Consider the following 16,877-nt stretch of genomic DNA (forward strand, 5'->3'; position numbering starts at 1 on the left):
GGGACAATGATCGCGCATTTTCGATGCAAGAATGGCGCAATATGTGCCATGATCGCGATAAAAAGGCATGAATCGCGCATTACAGGTCAGATCAATGCAAGAAGTTCGCATAGACGGATTCGATATCGCCATACTCAACGCCCTGCAGCGTGACGGGGCGATGACGAATGCCGCGCTGGCCGAACTGGTAAACCTGTCGGCCTCGCAATGTTCACGCAGGCGCGCAGCGCTGGAAGAGGCCGGCGTGATCGAAGGCTATGCCGCGCGGCTGAACCCGCAAAAACTGGGCTTTGGCCTGCGCGCCATCATCCGTGTGAACCTGCGCAGCCATGGCCAGGGCAAAGAGGATGATTTTGCCCGTTTCGTCGCGGCCCATCCGCAGATCCGCTCGGCATTTTCGGTCTCGGGTGATGCGGACTATATTCTTGATGTGCGGGTACGCGATCTGGAGGCATTCTCGGACTTTGTTCATCGTCATCTGCTGCCGCAGCCGCAGGTGGCGCAGGTACGCTCTGAGATCGTCTTGAAGACGCTGAAGGACGATCGCAGCCTCGCGTTGCCTTGATGGGCCGGGGCTTGCCAAGCCACGCGGGCGGGTCGATAAACCGCCCCTCTACCAGCCGCGAGCATCCGCCTTGTCCCAGCGTCCCATCACCACAGTTCCTGCCCTGATCGAGGCCGGACTTGCCCACCCGGATGATGCAGACGCGCTGGATCGGGTGGCAGCCGGGTTTCGCATCCGTGTCTCTCCCGCCATGCGCGGGGCGATGCGCGAGGCGCGCGATGGGGTCGCCGCGCAATTCGTGCCCGACACGCGCGAGCTGAATATCCGTGCCGAAGAGCTGGCCGACCCGATCAGCGATGAAGCCTTCAGCCCGACGCCGGGTCTGACCCATCGCTATCCCGACCGGGTGATCCTGCACATCACCCGGACCTGCGAGGTCTACTGCCGCTTTTGCTTTCGCCGCGAGGTGGTGGGTGAGGAAGGTACCCTGCCCGAGCCTGACCTGGCTGCCGCGCTGGATTATATCGCCCGCACCCCCGCCATTCACGAGGTCATCCTGACCGGCGGCGATCCGATGGTGCTGTCGGCGCGCCGTCTGTCGGCGCTGATGACACGGCTGGAGGCGATCCCGCATATCGACATCGTCCGTTTTCACAGCCGCGTGCCGGTCGTCGCGCCCCAACGTATTGATGCGGCCATGATCGAGGCGCTGCGCCCGGAGCGGCTTGCCGTCTGGGTGGTGCTGCATATCAACCATGCACAAGAGCTGACCGAAGCGGCGCGGGCGGTGCTGGCGCAGCTGGCCGGGGCGGGTATCCCGCTGCTTTCCCAGACCGTCCTGTTAAAGGGCGTAAACGCTGATCCTGAGGTTCTGGCCGGGCTGTTCCGGGCGCTGATCCGCAACCGGGTAAAGCCGTATTACCTGCATCATTGCGATCTGGCGCGCGGCACCAGCCATTTCCGGACCACCATTGCCGAGGGACAGGCGATTATGGCAGCCCTGCGCGGGCGGCTGTCGGGGACCTGTCTGCCGACCTATGTGCTGGATCTGCCGGGTGGGCATGGCAAGGTGCCGTTGGGTCCTGACTATGTCGAGGAAATCGCGCCCGGTCACTATGCGATCCGCGACTGGCGCGGCGAGAGGCACGAATACCGCGATCCGGACGGTTGAGACCGGGGCGCTTCGCCCCCGGACCCCCGAGGATATTTGGCCACGAAAGAAGCACGCGGCCGGGGCGTGTTGCGTCCCGGCCGCTTTTGGTCAGGCAGTGGCGGCGCGCAAGGCTTTGCGGCGCGCCACCCGGGCGCGAATTGCCTCGACATCCGTGATCGGGGTCGCGGCAAAGAGTTCGCGCGTATAGGGGTGTTTGGGATCGGCAAATACCTCGTCGCGGCTGCCCTGCTCGACCGCCTCGCCCTTGTTCATCACCAGCACATCATCGGCGATGTAGCGGACCACCGACAGGTCGTGGCTGATGAAGACATAGGCGAGGTTGAATTCCTCTTGCAGGTCGGCGAGCAGGTTCAGCACCTGTGCCTGCACGGAAAGGTCGAGCGCCGAGACCGGCTCGTCCAGCACAAGAAGCGTCGGGTTCAGCATCAGCGCCCGGGCGATGGCGATCCGCTGGCGCTGCCCACCCGAGAACATATGTGGGTAGCGGTTAAAGACCCCGGCCGGCAGACCGACCTTGACCAGCATCTCTTCGGCGCGGCGCCGCCGTTCGGCAGCGGGCGTGTCGGTGTTCAGAAGCAGAGGCTCCATCAACACGTCGCCAATCTTCTGGCGCGGGTTGAGGCTGCCGTAGGGGTTCTGGAACACCATCTGCACCTTTGAACGCATCTCGCGCGTCGGTCGCTGCTTGCCGATATCGACGGGCTTGCCCTCGATCAGCAGCTCGCCCCCCGAGGCCTGGTCGATCAGCGCAATGATCCGTGCCAGTGTCGATTTACCCGAACCGGATTCGCCGACGATCGCCAGCGTCTTGCCACGCTCGACCGAGAAGCTGATACCCTTGACCGCGCGCACCGTCTTGGCCGCGCGGGTCAGTGAGCCGGGGACGTAATAGTCGCGGATGAGGTTGCGGCCTTCGACGACGCTCATTGCTGCACCTCCGGTTCAAGAAAGCTGCCGACGGTGGGCAGCCGGTCACCGGTGGCATGTTCGGGCAGAGCCGAGAGCAGTGCACGTGTGTAGGGGTGCGAAGGTGCCTCGAACAGCGTGAGTACGTCGGCCTCTTCCATCTTTTTGCCCTTGTATTGCACCTGGACGCGGTCTGCCGTCTCGGCCACCACGCCCATGTCATGGGTGATGAGGATCAGCGCCATGCCAGTCTGTTCCTGCAGCTTCATCAGCAGATCGAGGATCTGTTTCTGAATGGTCACATCCAGCGCCGTCGTCGGTTCGTCTGCGATCAGCAGCCGCGGATTGGTGGCGATGGCCATGGCGATCATCACCCGCTGGCACTGGCCGCCCGACATCTGATGCGGATAGCTTCTGAGTTTTTCCTCGGGTTCGGGAATACCGACCTGCTGGAAAAGCTCAAGCGCACGGGCCCGCGCCGCGCGACGCGAAAGACCGGCATTGTAACGCAGCACCTCTTCGATCTGGTAGCCGGTGGTAAAGCTGGGGTTCAGCGAGGCGATCGGTTCTTGAAAGATCATGGTGATCTCGCGGCCGATAATGCTGCGCCGCTGGCGCGGTGTCATGCGCAGCAGGTCCTTGCCGTCAAAGGTCATCTCATCGGCGGTGATGGTGGCGATGTCGGGCAAAAGCCCCATTGCCGCCAGCATCGACACCGATTTACCCGAGCCGGATTCGCCGACGATGGCGAGAACCTCGCCCTTGTCCACAGTCACGTCGATACCATCGACCGCGGTGAAGCTGCCGGCCGAGGTGGCAAAACGCACCGTCAGGTTGCGGATGTTCAAAAGCCCCATCGGTCAGCTCCGCTTTAGTTTCGGGTCAAGCGCGTCGCGCAGACCGTCGCCCATCAGGTTGATCGCCAGCACCGAAACGAGGATGGCGAGACCGGGGAAGGTGACGACCCACCAGGCGCGCAGGATGAATTCGCGCGCCTCGGCCAGCATGGTGCCCCATTCCGAGGCCGGCGGCTGCGCCCCCATGCCAAGGAACCCCAGCGCGGCCGAATCGAGCACCGCCGAGGAAAAGCTTAGCGTTGCCTGCACGATCAGCGGCGCAAGGCAGTTCGGCAGGATGGTCTTGACCATCAGCCGCAGGTTCGAAGCCCCTGCGACCCTGGCGGCGGTGACATATTCGCGCGCCTTTTCCCCCATCACCGCGGCGCGGGTCAGGCGCGCAAAATGCGGTTGATAGACTATGGCGATGGCGATCATCGCATTGGTCAGCCCCGGGCCCAGTACCGCAACCAGAACCAGCGCCAGCAAAAGCGATGGAAAGGCCAGCACGACATCCATCACCCGCATGATGACGGTATCGACCCAGCCGCCGAAAAAGCCTGCGACAAGGCCGATGATAATGCCGCCAACAAGGGCGATCGAGACAACGACAATGCCGATGAACAGCGAATATTGCGCGCCATAGATCAGCCGCGACAGCATGTCCCGGCCGACTGCATCAGTGCCCAGCAGAAATTCGGCCCGGCCGCCTTCTTGCCAGAACGGCGGCACCAGCAGCGCGTCGCGGTATTGATGGGTCGGATCATGCGGCGCCAGCAGCGGCGCAAAGATGGCCGTCAGCACCAGAATGGCAAACACCACAAGGCCGATCACCGCGCCCCGGTTCTGGCTGAAGTAGAACCAGAACTCCTTGAGCATCCGGCGGCGGATGGCCGCATCCGAAATCTTGACTGCGGTATCGGTCATTTGTGCCGGATCCTCGGGTTGATAAGACCATAGGTCAGGTCGACGAGCAGGTTCACGATCATCACGATGGCGGCGATCAGCAACAGGCCCGACTGCACCACCGGATAGTCGCGGCGCGAGATTGAATCGATCATCCACTTGCCAATGCCGGGCCAGGAAAAGATCGTTTCAGTCAGGATAGCGCCGGCCATCAGAACCCCGATCTGCAGGCCGATGGTGGTCACGACCGGGATCATCGCATTGCGCAGCGCATGGACGCCGATCACCCGACGGGGCGACAGGCCCTTGGCGCGGGCGGTGCGGACGTAATCCTCACCCATCACCTCAAGCATGGCCGAGCGGGTCTGCCGTGCAATCACCGCAAGCGGAATGGTCGCCAGCACGATCGAAGGCAGGATCAGGTGGCTGACCGCCGAGGCAAAGGCGCCCTTCTGACCCGACAGCAGGCTGTCGATCAGCATGAAGCCCGTTACCGGCGGGAAGAAATACATCAGCGAGATACGGCCCGATACCGGGGTCCAGCCCAGCACGCCCGAGAACAGGATGATAAGCAGCAGCCCCCACCAAAAGATGGGCATCGAAAACCCGACCAGCGCCGCGGTCATCGACAGCTGGTCAAACCACGAACCGCGCTTGATCGCAGCGATGACCCCGACGGGCACGCCGATTGCCGTGGCGATGATGATCGCGACCAGCGCCAGTTCGACCGTGGCCGGGAACAGCGCCAGAAATTCGTTCAGAACCGGCTTTTTCGTCACCAGCGAATTGCCGAGATCGCCCTGCAGCAGGTTGCCGATATAGTGGAGATATTGCTGCCAGATCGGCTTGTCATAGCCAAGCTGGGCCGCGATCTGGGCATAACGTTCGGGCGAGACGCCGCGTTCGCCGGCCATCAGCAGCACCGGATCGCCGGGCAGCAGGCGGATAAAGCCAAAGGCTACCAGCGTGATCCCGAACATGGTTGGGACCAGGTAGAGCAGTTTCTTGAGAATGAATCTGAGCATCGAACCTTAACCTGATGGCCGTGCAGGGGGGATTCCCTGCACGGCCAAGCATTTCAATCCGGGGAAATGGCCTTATTCGGTCAGGTCCACGGCTTCGAAGGTGTAGTCACCCAGCGGCGACTGGACGAAACCGGTCACATTCTTGGCCATCGGCACATATTGCGTCGAGTGAGCAAGCGTGGCCCAGGGAGCCTCGCGTTTGAAGATGACCTGAGCTTCTTCGTACAGCTTCACGCGCTCTTCGTGATCCGAGCTGCTCTTGGCTTTGGCAAGAATGTCCGAGAACTCTTCGTTGCACCAGAACGAACGGTTCGCACCACCCGGGTTGGCCCCGGCGCAGGACAGCAGAACCGACAGGAAGTTGTCGGGGTCGCCGTTGTCACCCGTCCAGCCCAGGATGACGGCGCCCTTGCGGCCCTCTTCCATGGATTTCTTGAGGTATTCGCCCCATTCGTAGCTGACGATATCAACCTTGACGCCAACCTTGGCAAAGTCGCTTTGCATCACCTCGGCGGCGCGGCGGGCGTTTGGCATATAGGGACGCTGGACCGGCATGGCCCAGATTTCCATGGTCAGATCCTTGACGCCGGCTTCCTCAAGCATCTTTTTGGCGGCTTCGGGATCGTATTTGTCGTCCTCGATCGTGTCGTTATAACCCCACATGGTCGGCGGGATCGGGTTCTTGGCGACGACGCCGCTGCCCTGATAGACGGCCTCGACCAGCGCCTGCTTGTCCATGGCCATGTTCAGCGCCTTGCGGACCTGCGGGTTGTCAAAGGGCGCGACCGTGGTGTTATAGGCCAGATAGCCGACGTTCAGACCGGCCTGCTCGTCCATCTTGAGGTTCGGATCGGCACGGATTTCGTCCAGATCAGCGGGCGCGGGATAAGGCATCAGATGGCATTCGCCAGCCTTAAGCTTTTGCAGCCGCACCGAGGCGTCGGGGGTGATGGCAAAGACCAGATCGTCGATCTTGGGCGCCTCGCCCCAGTAATCGGCGTTTTTCTGGTAACGGATCACCGCATCTTTCTGATAGGCCACAAACTTGAAGGGGCCGGTGCCGATGGGCGTGTTGTTCAGATCCTCGCGGGTGCCAGCGGCTTCCAGCGTATCGGCATATTCCTTGGAGACGATCGAGACGAAGGGCATCGCCACATTGGCGAGGAAAGGCGCCTCGGGCTGGTTAAGGGTGAACTTCACCGTGTAATCATCGACTTTCTCGATGGACTTGATCAGCTTGTCCATCTCCATCGACGAATAATATTCGTAGGTGATCCCGGCCATATACTCATGCCAGGGATGGTCGGCATTGGCCTGACGCTCAAAGGTAAAGATCACGTCGTCGGCGTTAAACTCGCGCGAGGGGGTGAACTTGTCGTTCGAGTGGAACTTGACGCCCTTGCGCAGGTGGAAGGTATATTCCAGCCCGTCCTCGGACACCTCCCAGCTTTCGGCGAGGGCCGGCTCGATCTCGGTCGTGCCGGGCTTGAACTGCACCAGGCGGTTATAAACCGCATGGCCCGAAGCGTCGAAGGTCGTCCCCGAAGTATAGGGCGCGGGGTCGAACCCTTCGGGCGAACCTTCCGAGCAATAGACGAAAGTCTTGGCGTGCAGCGGCGCAGCCGCCATCAGCGCAAAAGCCGACGCCGCGAGCAGGCGGGTGGAGAAGAGCGACATAATGCCTCCCATGTCTTGAGATATACCCTGATGCAAACGAATCTGCCTGACAGGTCAAGTGCTCTGCCTGCATTTGGCGTCATTATGACATAATAACGCAGCGAAACGCCGAAATCAGCCCGATTATTTCGGCGTTTCGCCAAGAGAACGCGGCGGAGGAGAGGATATCCGCGTCCTCTAAACACCCCGGTTCAATTTTTCGGGGCGTTGTCGCGCTGCCAGATCCAGTCGTGATCGGGATGATTCTCATAGCGCCATTTGCGGATCGGTCCTGCCATGACGTTCAGGTAATACATCTCATAGCCATAGGGCACGCCGCAGGGGTGATGCCCACGCGGTACCAGCACCACATCATGGTTCTGGACCGCCATGGTCTCATCAAGGCTGGCATCATCGGTAAAGACGCGCTGGATGCCATAACCCTGCGCCGGATTCAGCCGGTGATAATAGCTTTCCTCAAGATAGGTCATCCGGGGAAAATCATCTTCATCATGGCGATGCGGCGGATAGCTCGACCAGTTTCCATCCGGGGTAAAGACCTCGGTAACCAGAAGGCTGTCGCAGTAATCTTCGGCCTCCATGGCGATATTGTTGATAAAGCGGGTATTCGCGCCCTGTCCGCGCTGGGTCAGGGTGATACCTTCGGGACCGATACGGCGGGGCGCATGACCGCCCTTGCCGGGGGCCAGGCAGACGGCCAGCGTCAGCGGCGTGGTCGCCTCGGCCCTCCATTCGCTGCCATCGGGCAGATACAGGCAATGGGGCGGTGTCTTTTCAAAGACGTCCATCCGCTCGCCCATCTCACCCCAATCCTGACCGGCGCCGCTGACGCGGGCCTTGCCTTCGACGATGACAAGGATCGCTTCATTGCCACCAGTCTGCCCGCTGGCCACCTCGCCCGGCTCAAGCCGCCACAGATCAAAGCCGACATAGGACCAGCCCGCATTTTCGGGGGTGATATGGTGGACAAGACCGTGCTGGCCGGCCGGTTTACGCAAGAGTTTCATCAGTCCTCGCCGCGGTTCAGAAAAAGCGTCACGAAAAGATAGATCCCCGCCGCCCCGAACAGGATTGCCCAGAAGATCGAGCCGGTAGACAGCTCGACCCCAGCCCAAAGCAGAGGCAGCAGGGCACAAAGGACACGGACCCAGAGGGGGCGGAAAAACGGGTGTTTCGGATCGACCAGCATGGCCCCGAGTCTAGTGCAGCCCGGCGGCCTGCGCCATGTCCTTAAGCGCCCTCAGCCCCATCGACTGATATTCCAGCGGGTTGCGCTTTTCGGGGTCCTGTTCGGCCTCGATCACCAGCCAGCCGCCATAGCCGGCCTCGGCAAGGATGCGCAGCAACGGCTGAAAGTCGATCGCGCCTTCGGGGTCGCCCGGCACGGTAAAGGCCCCGGCCAGAACGCCCTGAATAAAGCTCATATCCTCGGCGCGTACGGCTTCGGTCACCGGGCGACGGATGTTCTTGGCGTGGAAATGCGCAACACGGGCGACATGTTTACGCAGGACCGCCTCGGGATCACCACCGCCAAAGGTGCAATGCCCCGTATCAAACAGCAGATGCGTTGCCGGACCGGTCGCAGCCATGAAGGCGTCGATCTCTTCAGGGCTCTCGACCACGGTGCCCATGTGGTGGTGATAGGCCAGCGTGATGCCTTCATCTGCCAGATAGCGGGCGAACTCTTCCATCTTGCGGCCGAACCCGGCCATCTCAGCGTCCGACAGGCGCGGGCGGGCATTGACCGGGGTGTCAGGGCTGCCGTGAACGGTATTCGAGCATTCGCAGACGATGCAGACCCTGCAGCCATTGGCCTTGAGCTTGGCCAGATGCCCCTGCACCGCCGCGATCTCTTCACCGACCGAGCGGGTCAGCAGCGAGGTCGAATACCAGCCCGAGATGAACTTCAGCCCATAGCTGCCCAGAAGCTCCTTGAGCGCGGCCGGATCATCGGGCCAGCGATGGCCATTCTCGATCCCGTCAAAGCCGATGATCTGGCCCGCTTCATGCAGGATCTGCTCGGTCGGGATATGGGCGCCGATGCGCTGGTCATCGTCATTGGCCCAGGCGATGGGGTTGGTGCCGAAAAGGATCATTCCTGTAAACCTCAGTTCGCAATCTGCTGTTTTTGCAGCCAGGTTTCATATTGTTCGCGAGCCGCCCTAAGCTTGTCAGATGCTCCGACCCCGGGGACGGCGACGTCCCACCAGTGACCTGCACCGGCAAGACCATCGCCGGGGCCGGGCTCGGCGGTGGTGTCGATAACGATGACCGTGGGAATGTTGCGCCCGCGTGCCGCAGCGATCTGGGCCTCAAGATCACTGATCCCCTGCGCCTTCACCGCATGTGCCCCCATCGAGGCAGCATGGGCGACAAAGTCGATCTGCGGCTGCTCTTCGACATTGCAGTCCACATACATGTTGTTGAACTCTTCCCCCCCGCAGGCGATCTGCAGCCGGTTGATGCAGCCGTAGCCACGGTTATCGGTCAGCACGACGGTAAATGGCACCTTCAGCATCACAGCCGTCGCCAACTCGCTGTTGGCCATCATATAGCTGCCATCCCCGACAAAGCAGACCACCTCGCGGTCGGGCAAAGCAAGCTTCAGCCCCATGGCCCCGGCAATCTCATAGCCCATGCAGGAATAGCCGTACTCCATATGATAACCGCCCTGCGAGGGTTGCCACAGCAGCTTCAGCGCCCCGGGCATGGTGCCAGCCGCGCACATGGCGATTGCTTCGGGTGCCGCACGCTGAACCGCGCCGATGACCTGAGCATCGGTCGGCAGCGCATTCCCCTCGGCAGGTGCGGCGCAATGGGCATCGACCGCCGCAAGCCAATCAGCGCGCAGCCTGGGATCGGCGTTGCCGGCGCGATAATCGCCAAGCAGCGCGCCCAGCTTCTCCAGCGCGACCTTCGCATCCGCGACCAGAGCGGTCGCGCCATGCTTGCCCGCGTCATAGGGCTGAACGTTGATCGATACCAGGCGTCGGGCAGGATTGGCAAAAAGCGCCCAGGAGCCAGTGGTGAAATCCTGAAACCGGGTGCCGATGCCGATAACCAGATCCGCCTCGGCCGCCAGCGCATTCGCCGCCGCCGAACCATCGACACCGACAGCGCCATAGTTCATCGGATGCGCCTGGGCCAAAGCCGATTTGCCGGCCTGGGTCTCGATCACCGGGATACCGTGATGCGAGGCAAAATCCGCCAGCACCGCCTCTGCCCCCGAATAAATCACCCCACCCCCACAGACGAACACCGGCGCACGCGCAGCACGGATCAGCTCCGTAACTTCGGCCAGTTCACCCGCATCGGGTTCAGGCCGGCGGATATGCCAGACTTTCGGCTCAAAGAACCCCAGCGGCCAGTCAAAAGCCTCGGCCTGCACGTCCTGACAAAAGGCCAGCGTGACCGGCCCGCAATTTGCCGGATCAGTCATCACCCGCAGCGCGCGCGGCAAAGCAGTCAACAGCTGCTCAGGACGCTGGATACGGTCGAAATAGCGGCTGACCGGGCGGAAACAGTCATTGGCGCTGACCGTGCCATCGTCGAAATCCTCGACCTGCTGCAACACCGGATCAGGACGACGCCCCGCAAAGACATCGCCGGGAATGAACAGCACGGGCAGGCGGTTGACATGGGCCAGCGCGGCTGCAGTGACCATATTGGTTGCCCCCGGCCCGATCGAGCTTGTGACCGCCATGGCACGACGTCGCTTCTTGGCCTTGGCATAGGCGATGGCAGCATGTGCCATGGTCTGTTCGTTCTGGCCGCGCCAGGTCGGCAGCGCGTCGCCGATGCCATGCAGCGCCTCACCAAGGCCCGCCACATTGCCATGACCAAAGATCGCCCAGACACCCTCGATGAAACGCTCGCCCTCTTCGGTCATCTGCACCGACAGCCAGCGCGCCATGGCCTGGGCTGCGGTCAGCCGGATCGTCTCGCTCATGCCTTCTCTCCTTGGCGCGGACCCGTGCCCATGGCGCGCGCCCTGTCTGCTTCTTTCGTGCCCAAATATCCCGGGGTGAATTGGCCGCAGGCCAAGAGGGGCAGAGCCCCTCCCCTGCAGCCGCGCCTCACCCCGCTCATGCAGCGACCCCGGCGCCCGTCCGGGCCTGATCCCAAAGCGCGCAAAGCCGCCCATAGCGACTGACCATTTCGGCTACCGCCCCGGCATCGTCGCAACGCCCGACAAGCCAGTCGCGCGCCACCGAGCCAAAGATCGTCCGCCCGACAGCAAAGCCGCGAACCAGCGGATATTGCGCCGCCTTGGCAAAACTGGCCGCAAGCTCACCCTCAGGGGCGTCCAGCCCCAGCACGACGATGCCGCGCAGCCAGGGATCATATTCCTCAATCACTGCGACCGCCTGCTGCCAGGCAGCATCGCTTTGCAAAGGCTCAAGCTTCCACCAGTCGGGATAGACCCCGATCTCATACCAGCGCCGGATCAGCGTCGCCGTGGTGCCGTCATCGACCGGCCCGACCTTCGAGGGGATGACCTCCAGCAGGAACTCCAGATCATTGGCCCTGGCCGCCTCGTAAAGCCGGGTAATGGTCGCCTCCTGATCGGCACGCATCGCAGCATCGTCGTCCGGGTGGCAAAAGCACAGCACCTTGACCACCTGACCCGCAGGCCATTCCGACAATCCCTGACAGGCCGCGCCCAGATCGGGCTCAAGCCGCAGGGGACGCGAGCCCGGCCATTCGCAGGGCCGCCCGACCCAAAGCCCGGTACCTGCCGATGCATGCAGCGCCTGCCGGCCCAGACGGTCGTCGCAAAGGATACCATAGCCAGGACGGCCGCCCTGCACCTCCAGTGCCGCCTTCAGGCAAAGCTGCTTGAAGGCACCGATCCGTTCGGGCGTCGCGCCCTCCAGCTCTTCAAGCTGGATACGGTGGTCAAAGGCAAAGGCGCGGATATCGCCTTCAAGCGGCGGCAGATTGGTGGCGCGATGGACCCGCTCCAGCTCTGCGTCCTTGCGCAGCGCCCGCTCGCGTATACCGCGCTTAAGAAAGAACTTCAGCTCATCAAGACTTGGATAGGCCGGGGTGCAGCCATGGCGGCTGACCGCAAAGGCCCCGCAGGCATTGGCATATTCCAGCGCCCGTGACCAGCTTTCGCCATCAAGCCAGCCTTTGAGCAGACCCGACATGAACCCGTCGCCCGCACCAAGGACGTTAAAGACCTCGACCGGAAAGCCCGGACCGGTCACGCCGCTGTCCCAGCCCTCGACCGCGCCTTCAAAGGCCACCGCTCCGGCCGCGCCGCGCTTGCACACCAGCACCGCCGGCGTCAGTGCACGCACCGCGCGCAGCGCCGTCAGCGTGTCGGTCGAGCCACCGGCGATGTGGAATTCCTCCTCGGTGCCGACGATCAGATCGAACAGCGGCAGATGGGCCTGCAGCTTGGCCGTTACCTTGTCGCTTGCGATAAAGCGGTTCTCGCCGTCGCCATGACCCGAAAGACCCCAGAGGTTCGGGCGATAGTCGATATCCAGCGCCGTCTGCCCCCCGTGCTGACGTGCCAGCCGCAGCGCCCTGAGCACCGCAGCCTCGGTGCGCGGGTGGCTCAGATGGGTGCCGGTCGCGACGACCGAACGGGCCTCGGCGACAAAGGCTTCATCGATATCTTCTTCGCTCAGCGCCATATCGGCGCAATTCTCGCGATAAAAGATCAGCGGGAACTGCTCTTCGTCGCGAATGCCCAGCAGGACCAGCGCCGTCAGCCGCTCGGGGTCGGTTTTGACCCCGCGCACATCGACACCCTCGCGTATGAGTTCCTCGCGGATAAAGCGGCCCATATGCTCATCACCGACCCGGGTGATCAGCGCCGAGCGCAGCCCCAGACGCGCCGTGCCGCAGGCCATATTCGTCGGAGACCCGCCGATATACTTGTTAAAGGAGCGCATGTCCTCAAGCCGCCCGCCGACCTGAGCGCCATAAAGATCAACTGAACTGCGGCCAATCGTGATAATGTCAAGACGATGCGTCATGCCCCTGCCTCCTGAGCCTGGCCAACTGCCTGCCGCACCAGCGCCATGCTTTCGCGCAGCGCCGTCTCGATATCATCAAGGGCGTGAACCTCGGGCGCGAAGGGTTCAAAGCTGACCGGACCGTCATAGCCATCAGCCAGCAGCGCGCGCAGCTGCGCCACATTTTCAAGCCGGTCGTCGCCATCGACAAGCACGCGATGTGGGTCAAGCATCTGATCGGCCGCAAGGGCCGGATCGGTCACGCCCGAGATATGCACAAGCCCGGTGCGATGGGGAAAGAATTCGGTTTCCCCCGCCAGATGATGGTGGAAGGTGTCATGCAGCAGGCCGAACGCCTCGAACCCTCCGGCCTCGGTGATCGCGGCTATGGCATCGGCCTTGCGCCTGAGCGAGCTTTGCGGAAAGCCCAGCGGCTCGACCAGCCCGGTCAGGCCGCGAGGCTGCAGGATTTCGCGCAGCCGGTCCAGTGCCTCGACCGTGCGGGAATGCGCGATCGGGGAGCCATCGTTCAGCGGGCAAAGCACCAGCGCCCTGGCCCCTGCCCCGGCCGCGAAATCTGCCAGACGCCCGGCGCGGCTGGCCAGATCGTCGCTCCACCGGTTAAAGGGGTAAAGCGCGTTGACCGACAGGATGGTCAGGCCGGCATCACCTGCCAGCCGCGCGACCTCGGCCGGGTTCTTGCCAGTCACATCGGGCAGGTCGTTGCGGATCTCGACCTCGGAGCAGTCAAGCTTGCGTGCAAGGGCAAAGAACTGCGCCAGCGACAGACGCGGAGCGACGATATGGTTCAGGGCAAAGCGCATGACCGGACCTCAGGCGTAAAGAGAGGGACGAACGGGCAGGTCGATGCTGACCGCCTGACCCTCGGCCTCTTGCGCGGCGACACAGGCATCGGCGGTCACGGCGGCGACATAGCCATCCCATGCGGTCGGCCCTGCTGCGGTACCCTGCGCGGCTGCTTTCAGGAAATCGGCCAGTTCATAATCATAGCTGTCGATAAAGCGATCCTTCCAATCCATCAGGATCGGCTGGCCCAGCACCGCACCCGAACGGGTCTGAATGCCCATCGGCTCGGGCAGGCGGGCGATGCCGTCCTCGCCCACGATCTCGCACTGGATGTCGTAACCGTAGTGGCAGTTCACAAAGATCTCGACGTCGATCACCACGCCGCCTGCGGTTTCCAGCACCACGACCTGAGGATCGCGCAGTTTTTCATGGGCGCGCGGGCTCTTGCGCGGAAAGAAAACGCGGGCGCTGGTGTAATCGTCATCAAGCAGCCAGCGCAGCACATCGATTTCATGGATCAGCGTGTCATGGATCGCCATGGGCGTAACATAGTTTTCACCCACCCGCGGGTTACGATGCGCGGCATGAACCATCAAAGGCGCGCCGGTGACCTCGCTGACCGCCTTTTTCAGCGCGACATAGCCCGGGTCATAGCGACGCATGAAGCCGACCTGCACCAGCCGCTTGCCAGCAGCCTGTTCGGCCTCGACGATGCGGCGCGCACCTTCTGCGGTGGTGGCCAGCGGCTTTTCACAAAAACAGGGCTTGCCGGCAGCGACGGCGGCCAGGACATATTCCTCATGCGTCTGGCCCCAGGAGCAAACCAGGACCGCATCGACATCCGCGTCGCGGATCAGCGCATGGGGGTCGTCAAAGATGCGCGCTTCGGGCGCATATTGGCGCTGGCAGGTTTCGGCATTGGCGCGGTTGACATCATTCAGCGCCGTGACCCGCGCGCCGGCAAGCACCTCATTGATGCGCCGGGTATGGTCCTGGCCGATGGCACCGGTGCCGATCACTCCGATCTTCAGGGTCATTGTCATTTGCTCCAATAGGTGTCGATGTAGCGCTGCATTTCACGGCGCATGAACTTGCCGGATTCGTCTGCGCGGTCTTCCCAGGCAAAGACGCAGGCGGTCATGATGCCGTCAAAACCGATCTCGGCCAGAGTGGCGAAAAAGTCGTCCCAGGGCACCTCGCCCTGACCGATATCAAGATGCTGGTGGATACGCGCCTGGGTCCCGGGCGGGTTCATGATGTAGCGCAGACCGGAGCTGGCGCGATGGTTGAAGGTGTCGCCGACATGGACATGAGCCAGCACATCGGCAGCCTCGCGCAGCATCGCCCGGGTGTCATCGCCGAAATAGAACGTATGGGGCGCGCAATACAGGAACCGGACACGCGGGCTGTTCACCGTGCGGATGATATCAAGCGCGGGTTGCAGCGTCTCACACCAGTCCTCGGGGTGGGGCTCGATGTTGAGGCTGATCCCTTCACGTTCAAGGACCGGGACCAGCTCTTCCATCGAGCGCCACCAGGCATCCTCACACGCTTCGATCATGCTGCCGGTATGGCAGCAGTAGCACGAGCCCTTGTCGGGATGCGGGCCGCGGCCGAATTCGCTGTTCATGGTATCTACGCCCAGCTCGACGGCGATTTCGATGGCGCGCTTCCAATGGCGGACGGCGGCCTGCCGCTCGGTCTCGTCATTGCTGGCCCAACGATACATGGGCAGCAGGCTGGCGATGCCGACATCCGCATCCTTCAGTGCCTTTTTCAGCGTCCTGATGCGGTCGGGAAAGACGCGCGGGGCCTTGAACCATTCCAGAAAGTCGCCACGCGGGGACAGTTCGATCCAGTCAAAGCCAAGCTCTTTGACCTTGGCCGGGATCTGCTCCAGCGGCAGATGGCGGTGCATGAAGGGGTCGATGGCAATTTTCATGACGTCCTCAGAATAAGACGGGCTGGCCGGTGCGGGCCGAGCGCGCCATACCGTGAATGATCCGCTCGATCGTCAGACCGGCGGTGAAATCGGGCCATGCGGAGGTGCCGCCGGCAATGGCCTGACGCAGCATCTCGGCCTCGACCACCTTCTGTTCGTTAAAGCCAAAGTTATGGCCCGCGGCGGGACAGAAGGCGGCAAAGCCAGGCTGCGCCGGACCTGTCAGGATGCGGCGGAAACCGTCGGTCTCGGCCTGCCCGGGCTGATAAAGCCACAGCTCATTCATCCGCTCCTGATCGAAACGCAGCGTGCCTTCGGTGCCATGCACCTCCCACGCAAGACGGCAGCGATAGCCACGCGCCACCCGCGAGCATGAAAATTCGCCCGAGGCGCCCGAGGTAAAGCGGATCAGAGCCTGTGCCTGATCCTCATTCTCGACCGTGGCGGTACCGCCCTGATGCGGGCGTTCGGTCACGACCGTATCCATCTGCGCCTGCACACGCGCGACCGGCCCCATCAGCGCAAGCATGACCGAGACCAGATGGCAGCCAAGATCCCCCAGCGCGCCAAGACCGCCCTCGGCCCGGGTCAGCCGCCAGCTCCAGGGCAGCTCGGGGTCGGCCATGTAATCTTCGTCATAGACGCCCCGGAAATGGATCGGACGGCCAATCGCACCCTGCGCCACCAGATCAGCGGCAGCGCGGAACGCGGGTGAGCGGGTGTAGTTATACCCAAGGATCGTTACCCGGCCCGCGGCACGGGCGGCAGTCTCCATCGCCTCGGCATCCTCGACGGTCAGGGCCATCGGCTTTTCCAGCCAGACATGCTTGCCAGCGGCCAGCGCCGCCTCGGCCATCTCGCGGTGCCTCCCGTTCGGCGTGGTGATCGAGACGACATCGACCGCCGGATCGGTCACCGCCGCGCGCCAGTCGCCGGTACCGCGTGCGAAGCCAAAGGCCGAGGCGAGTTCCGCCGCCCGTTCGGCCGGCGTATCGGCCAGCACCTCAAGCCGGGGCGGCATGCCGCCAAAGGCCGTGGCCAGATTGCGCCAGGCCATCGCATGGCACTTTCCCATGAACCCGGTGCCGATCAGGGCGACACCGAGTGACTTTTGCGTTGCGGTCATG

Annotated in this window: 16 protein-coding genes; 2 read left to right on the forward strand and 14 right to left on the reverse strand. The window is 62.8% G+C overall.

Features of this window, described 5'->3' with window-relative positions; genetic code table 11:
• The first annotated feature begins 94 nt into the window (after window positions 1–94).
• Both PARACOCCUSGL_RS0108735 and PARACOCCUSGL_RS0108740 read left to right on the forward strand, forming a co-directional pair.
• Window positions 95–565: an Lrp/AsnC family transcriptional regulator gene (locus PARACOCCUSGL_RS0108735; protein ID WP_010395393.1), complete on the forward strand. Its 471-nt coding sequence runs from the start codon at window positions 95–97 to the stop codon at window positions 563–565.
• 70 nt (window positions 566–635) lie between these two features.
• Window positions 636–1,676 (forward strand): lysine-2,3-aminomutase-like protein, encoded by a 1,041-nt coding sequence (locus tag PARACOCCUSGL_RS0108740; RefSeq protein ID WP_010395394.1) that lies wholly within the window; start codon window positions 636–638, stop codon window positions 1,674–1,676.
• Window positions 1,677–1,766: 90 nt separating this feature from the next.
• Here the strand turns inward: PARACOCCUSGL_RS0108740 and PARACOCCUSGL_RS0108745 are convergent, their stop codons facing one another.
• The 14 genes from PARACOCCUSGL_RS0108745 to PARACOCCUSGL_RS0108810 form a co-directional block, all read right to left on the reverse strand.
• Window positions 1,767–2,606 carry an ATP-binding cassette domain-containing protein gene (locus tag PARACOCCUSGL_RS0108745; RefSeq protein WP_010395397.1) on the reverse strand — a complete coding sequence of 280 codons (840 nt, stop codon included), beginning with the start codon at window positions 2,604–2,606 and terminating at the stop codon, window positions 1,767–1,769.
• Complete coding sequence (locus PARACOCCUSGL_RS20435) at window positions 2,603–3,442, reverse strand: ABC transporter ATP-binding protein (RefSeq protein WP_010395398.1); 840 nt, start codon at window positions 3,440–3,442, stop codon at window positions 2,603–2,605. The genes PARACOCCUSGL_RS0108745 and PARACOCCUSGL_RS20435 overlap by 4 nt, the downstream gene beginning before the upstream one ends.
• A 3-nt stretch (window positions 3,443–3,445) precedes the next feature.
• The gene (locus tag PARACOCCUSGL_RS0108755) at window positions 3,446–4,348 is read right to left on the reverse strand and encodes an ABC transporter permease subunit (protein WP_010395401.1); all 903 of its coding nucleotides are present in this window, start codon (window positions 4,346–4,348) and stop codon (window positions 3,446–3,448) included.
• Window positions 4,345–5,352, reverse strand: coding sequence for an ABC transporter permease subunit (locus PARACOCCUSGL_RS0108760; protein ID WP_029371878.1), 1,008 nt, complete (start codon window positions 5,350–5,352; stop codon window positions 4,345–4,347). The genes PARACOCCUSGL_RS0108755 and PARACOCCUSGL_RS0108760 overlap by 4 nt, the downstream gene beginning before the upstream one ends.
• A gap of 72 nt (window positions 5,353–5,424) precedes the next feature.
• Window positions 5,425–7,029, reverse strand: a complete 1,605-nt coding sequence (locus tag PARACOCCUSGL_RS0108765; protein WP_010395404.1) for an ABC transporter substrate-binding protein — start codon at window positions 7,027–7,029, stop codon at window positions 5,425–5,427.
• Between the two features lie 191 nt (window positions 7,030–7,220).
• Window positions 7,221–8,036, reverse strand: a complete 816-nt coding sequence (gene iolB, locus PARACOCCUSGL_RS0108770; RefSeq protein ID WP_010395406.1) for a 5-deoxy-glucuronate isomerase — start codon at window positions 8,034–8,036, stop codon at window positions 7,221–7,223.
• On the reverse strand, window positions 8,036–8,218 hold the full coding sequence (locus tag PARACOCCUSGL_RS0108775; RefSeq protein ID WP_010395408.1) for a hypothetical protein: 183 nt from the start codon (window positions 8,216–8,218) through the stop codon (window positions 8,036–8,038). The genes iolB and PARACOCCUSGL_RS0108775 overlap by 1 nt, the downstream gene beginning before the upstream one ends.
• 10 nt (window positions 8,219–8,228) lie before the next feature.
• Complete coding sequence (iolE, locus tag PARACOCCUSGL_RS0108780) at window positions 8,229–9,125, reverse strand: myo-inosose-2 dehydratase (RefSeq protein ID WP_010395410.1); 897 nt, start codon at window positions 9,123–9,125, stop codon at window positions 8,229–8,231.
• Window positions 9,126–9,136: 11 nt separating this feature from the next.
• Window positions 9,137–10,978, reverse strand: a complete 1,842-nt coding sequence (gene iolD / locus PARACOCCUSGL_RS0108785) for a 3D-(3,5/4)-trihydroxycyclohexane-1,2-dione acylhydrolase (decyclizing) (protein WP_010395412.1) — start codon at window positions 10,976–10,978, stop codon at window positions 9,137–9,139.
• Between the two features lie 136 nt (window positions 10,979–11,114).
• Entirely contained in the window at window positions 11,115–13,022 is a 1,908-nt protein-coding gene (gene iolC / locus PARACOCCUSGL_RS0108790) for a 5-dehydro-2-deoxygluconokinase (protein WP_010395414.1), read from the reverse strand.
• Window positions 13,019–13,825: a TIM barrel protein gene (locus PARACOCCUSGL_RS0108795; protein ID WP_010395416.1), complete on the reverse strand. Its 807-nt coding sequence runs from the start codon at window positions 13,823–13,825 to the stop codon at window positions 13,019–13,021. The genes iolC and PARACOCCUSGL_RS0108795 overlap by 4 nt, the downstream gene beginning before the upstream one ends.
• A gap of 9 nt (window positions 13,826–13,834) precedes the next feature.
• A complete protein-coding gene (locus tag PARACOCCUSGL_RS0108800; protein WP_010395418.1) occupies window positions 13,835–14,845 on the reverse strand; it encodes a Gfo/Idh/MocA family protein in 1,011 nt (336 codons plus the stop codon).
• Window positions 14,846–14,847: 2 nt separating this feature from the next.
• Entirely contained in the window at window positions 14,848–15,750 is a 903-nt protein-coding gene (locus PARACOCCUSGL_RS0108805) for a sugar phosphate isomerase/epimerase family protein (protein WP_010395421.1), read from the reverse strand.
• Between the two features lie 7 nt (window positions 15,751–15,757).
• Window positions 15,758–16,876: a Gfo/Idh/MocA family protein gene (locus PARACOCCUSGL_RS0108810; RefSeq protein WP_010395423.1), complete on the reverse strand. Its 1,119-nt coding sequence runs from the start codon at window positions 16,874–16,876 to the stop codon at window positions 15,758–15,760.
• Window position 16,877 lies beyond the last annotated feature (1 nt).

Origin of the sequence: Paracoccus sp. TRP (assembly GCF_000185925.1) — a bacterium.
Taxonomy (GTDB): domain Bacteria; phylum Pseudomonadota; class Alphaproteobacteria; order Rhodobacterales; family Rhodobacteraceae; genus Paracoccus; species Paracoccus kondratievae.

Coding starts and splice junctions, on each gene's coding strand:
- PARACOCCUSGL_RS0108775 (WP_010395408.1), bottom strand. CDS start 8,218: ATGCTGGTCGATCCGAAACACCCGTTTTTCCGCCCCCTCTGGGTCCGT.
- iolE (WP_010395410.1), bottom strand. CDS start 9,125: ATGATCCTTTTCGGCACCAACCCCATCGCCTGGGCCAATGACGATGAC.
- PARACOCCUSGL_RS0108735 (WP_010395393.1), top strand. CDS start 95: ATGCAAGAAGTTCGCATAGACGGATTCGATATCGCCATACTCAACGCC.
- PARACOCCUSGL_RS0108765 (WP_010395404.1), bottom strand. CDS start 7,029: ATGTCGCTCTTCTCCACCCGCCTGCTCGCGGCGTCGGCTTTTGCGCTG.
- PARACOCCUSGL_RS0108805 (WP_010395421.1), bottom strand. CDS start 15,750: ATGAAAATTGCCATCGACCCCTTCATGCACCGCCATCTGCCGCTGGAG.
- PARACOCCUSGL_RS0108745 (WP_010395397.1), bottom strand. CDS start 2,606: ATGAGCGTCGTCGAAGGCCGCAACCTCATCCGCGACTATTACGTCCCC.
- iolC (WP_010395414.1), bottom strand. CDS start 13,022: ATGACGCATCGTCTTGACATTATCACGATTGGCCGCAGTTCAGTTGAT.
- PARACOCCUSGL_RS0108800 (WP_010395418.1), bottom strand. CDS start 14,845: ATGACCCTGAAGATCGGAGTGATCGGCACCGGTGCCATCGGCCAGGAC.
- PARACOCCUSGL_RS0108755 (WP_010395401.1), bottom strand. CDS start 4,348: ATGACCGATACCGCAGTCAAGATTTCGGATGCGGCCATCCGCCGCCGG.
- PARACOCCUSGL_RS0108760 (WP_029371878.1), bottom strand. CDS start 5,352: ATGCTCAGATTCATTCTCAAGAAACTGCTCTACCTGGTCCCAACCATG.
- PARACOCCUSGL_RS20435 (WP_010395398.1), bottom strand. CDS start 3,442: ATGGGGCTTTTGAACATCCGCAACCTGACGGTGCGTTTTGCCACCTCG.
- iolB (WP_010395406.1), bottom strand. CDS start 8,036: ATGAAACTCTTGCGTAAACCGGCCGGCCAGCACGGTCTTGTCCACCAT.
- iolD (WP_010395412.1), bottom strand. CDS start 10,978: ATGAGCGAGACGATCCGGCTGACCGCAGCCCAGGCCATGGCGCGCTGG.
- PARACOCCUSGL_RS0108795 (WP_010395416.1), bottom strand. CDS start 13,825: ATGCGCTTTGCCCTGAACCATATCGTCGCTCCGCGTCTGTCGCTGGCG.
- PARACOCCUSGL_RS0108810 (WP_010395423.1), bottom strand. CDS start 16,876: ATGACCGCAACGCAAAAGTCACTCGGTGTCGCCCTGATCGGCACCGGG.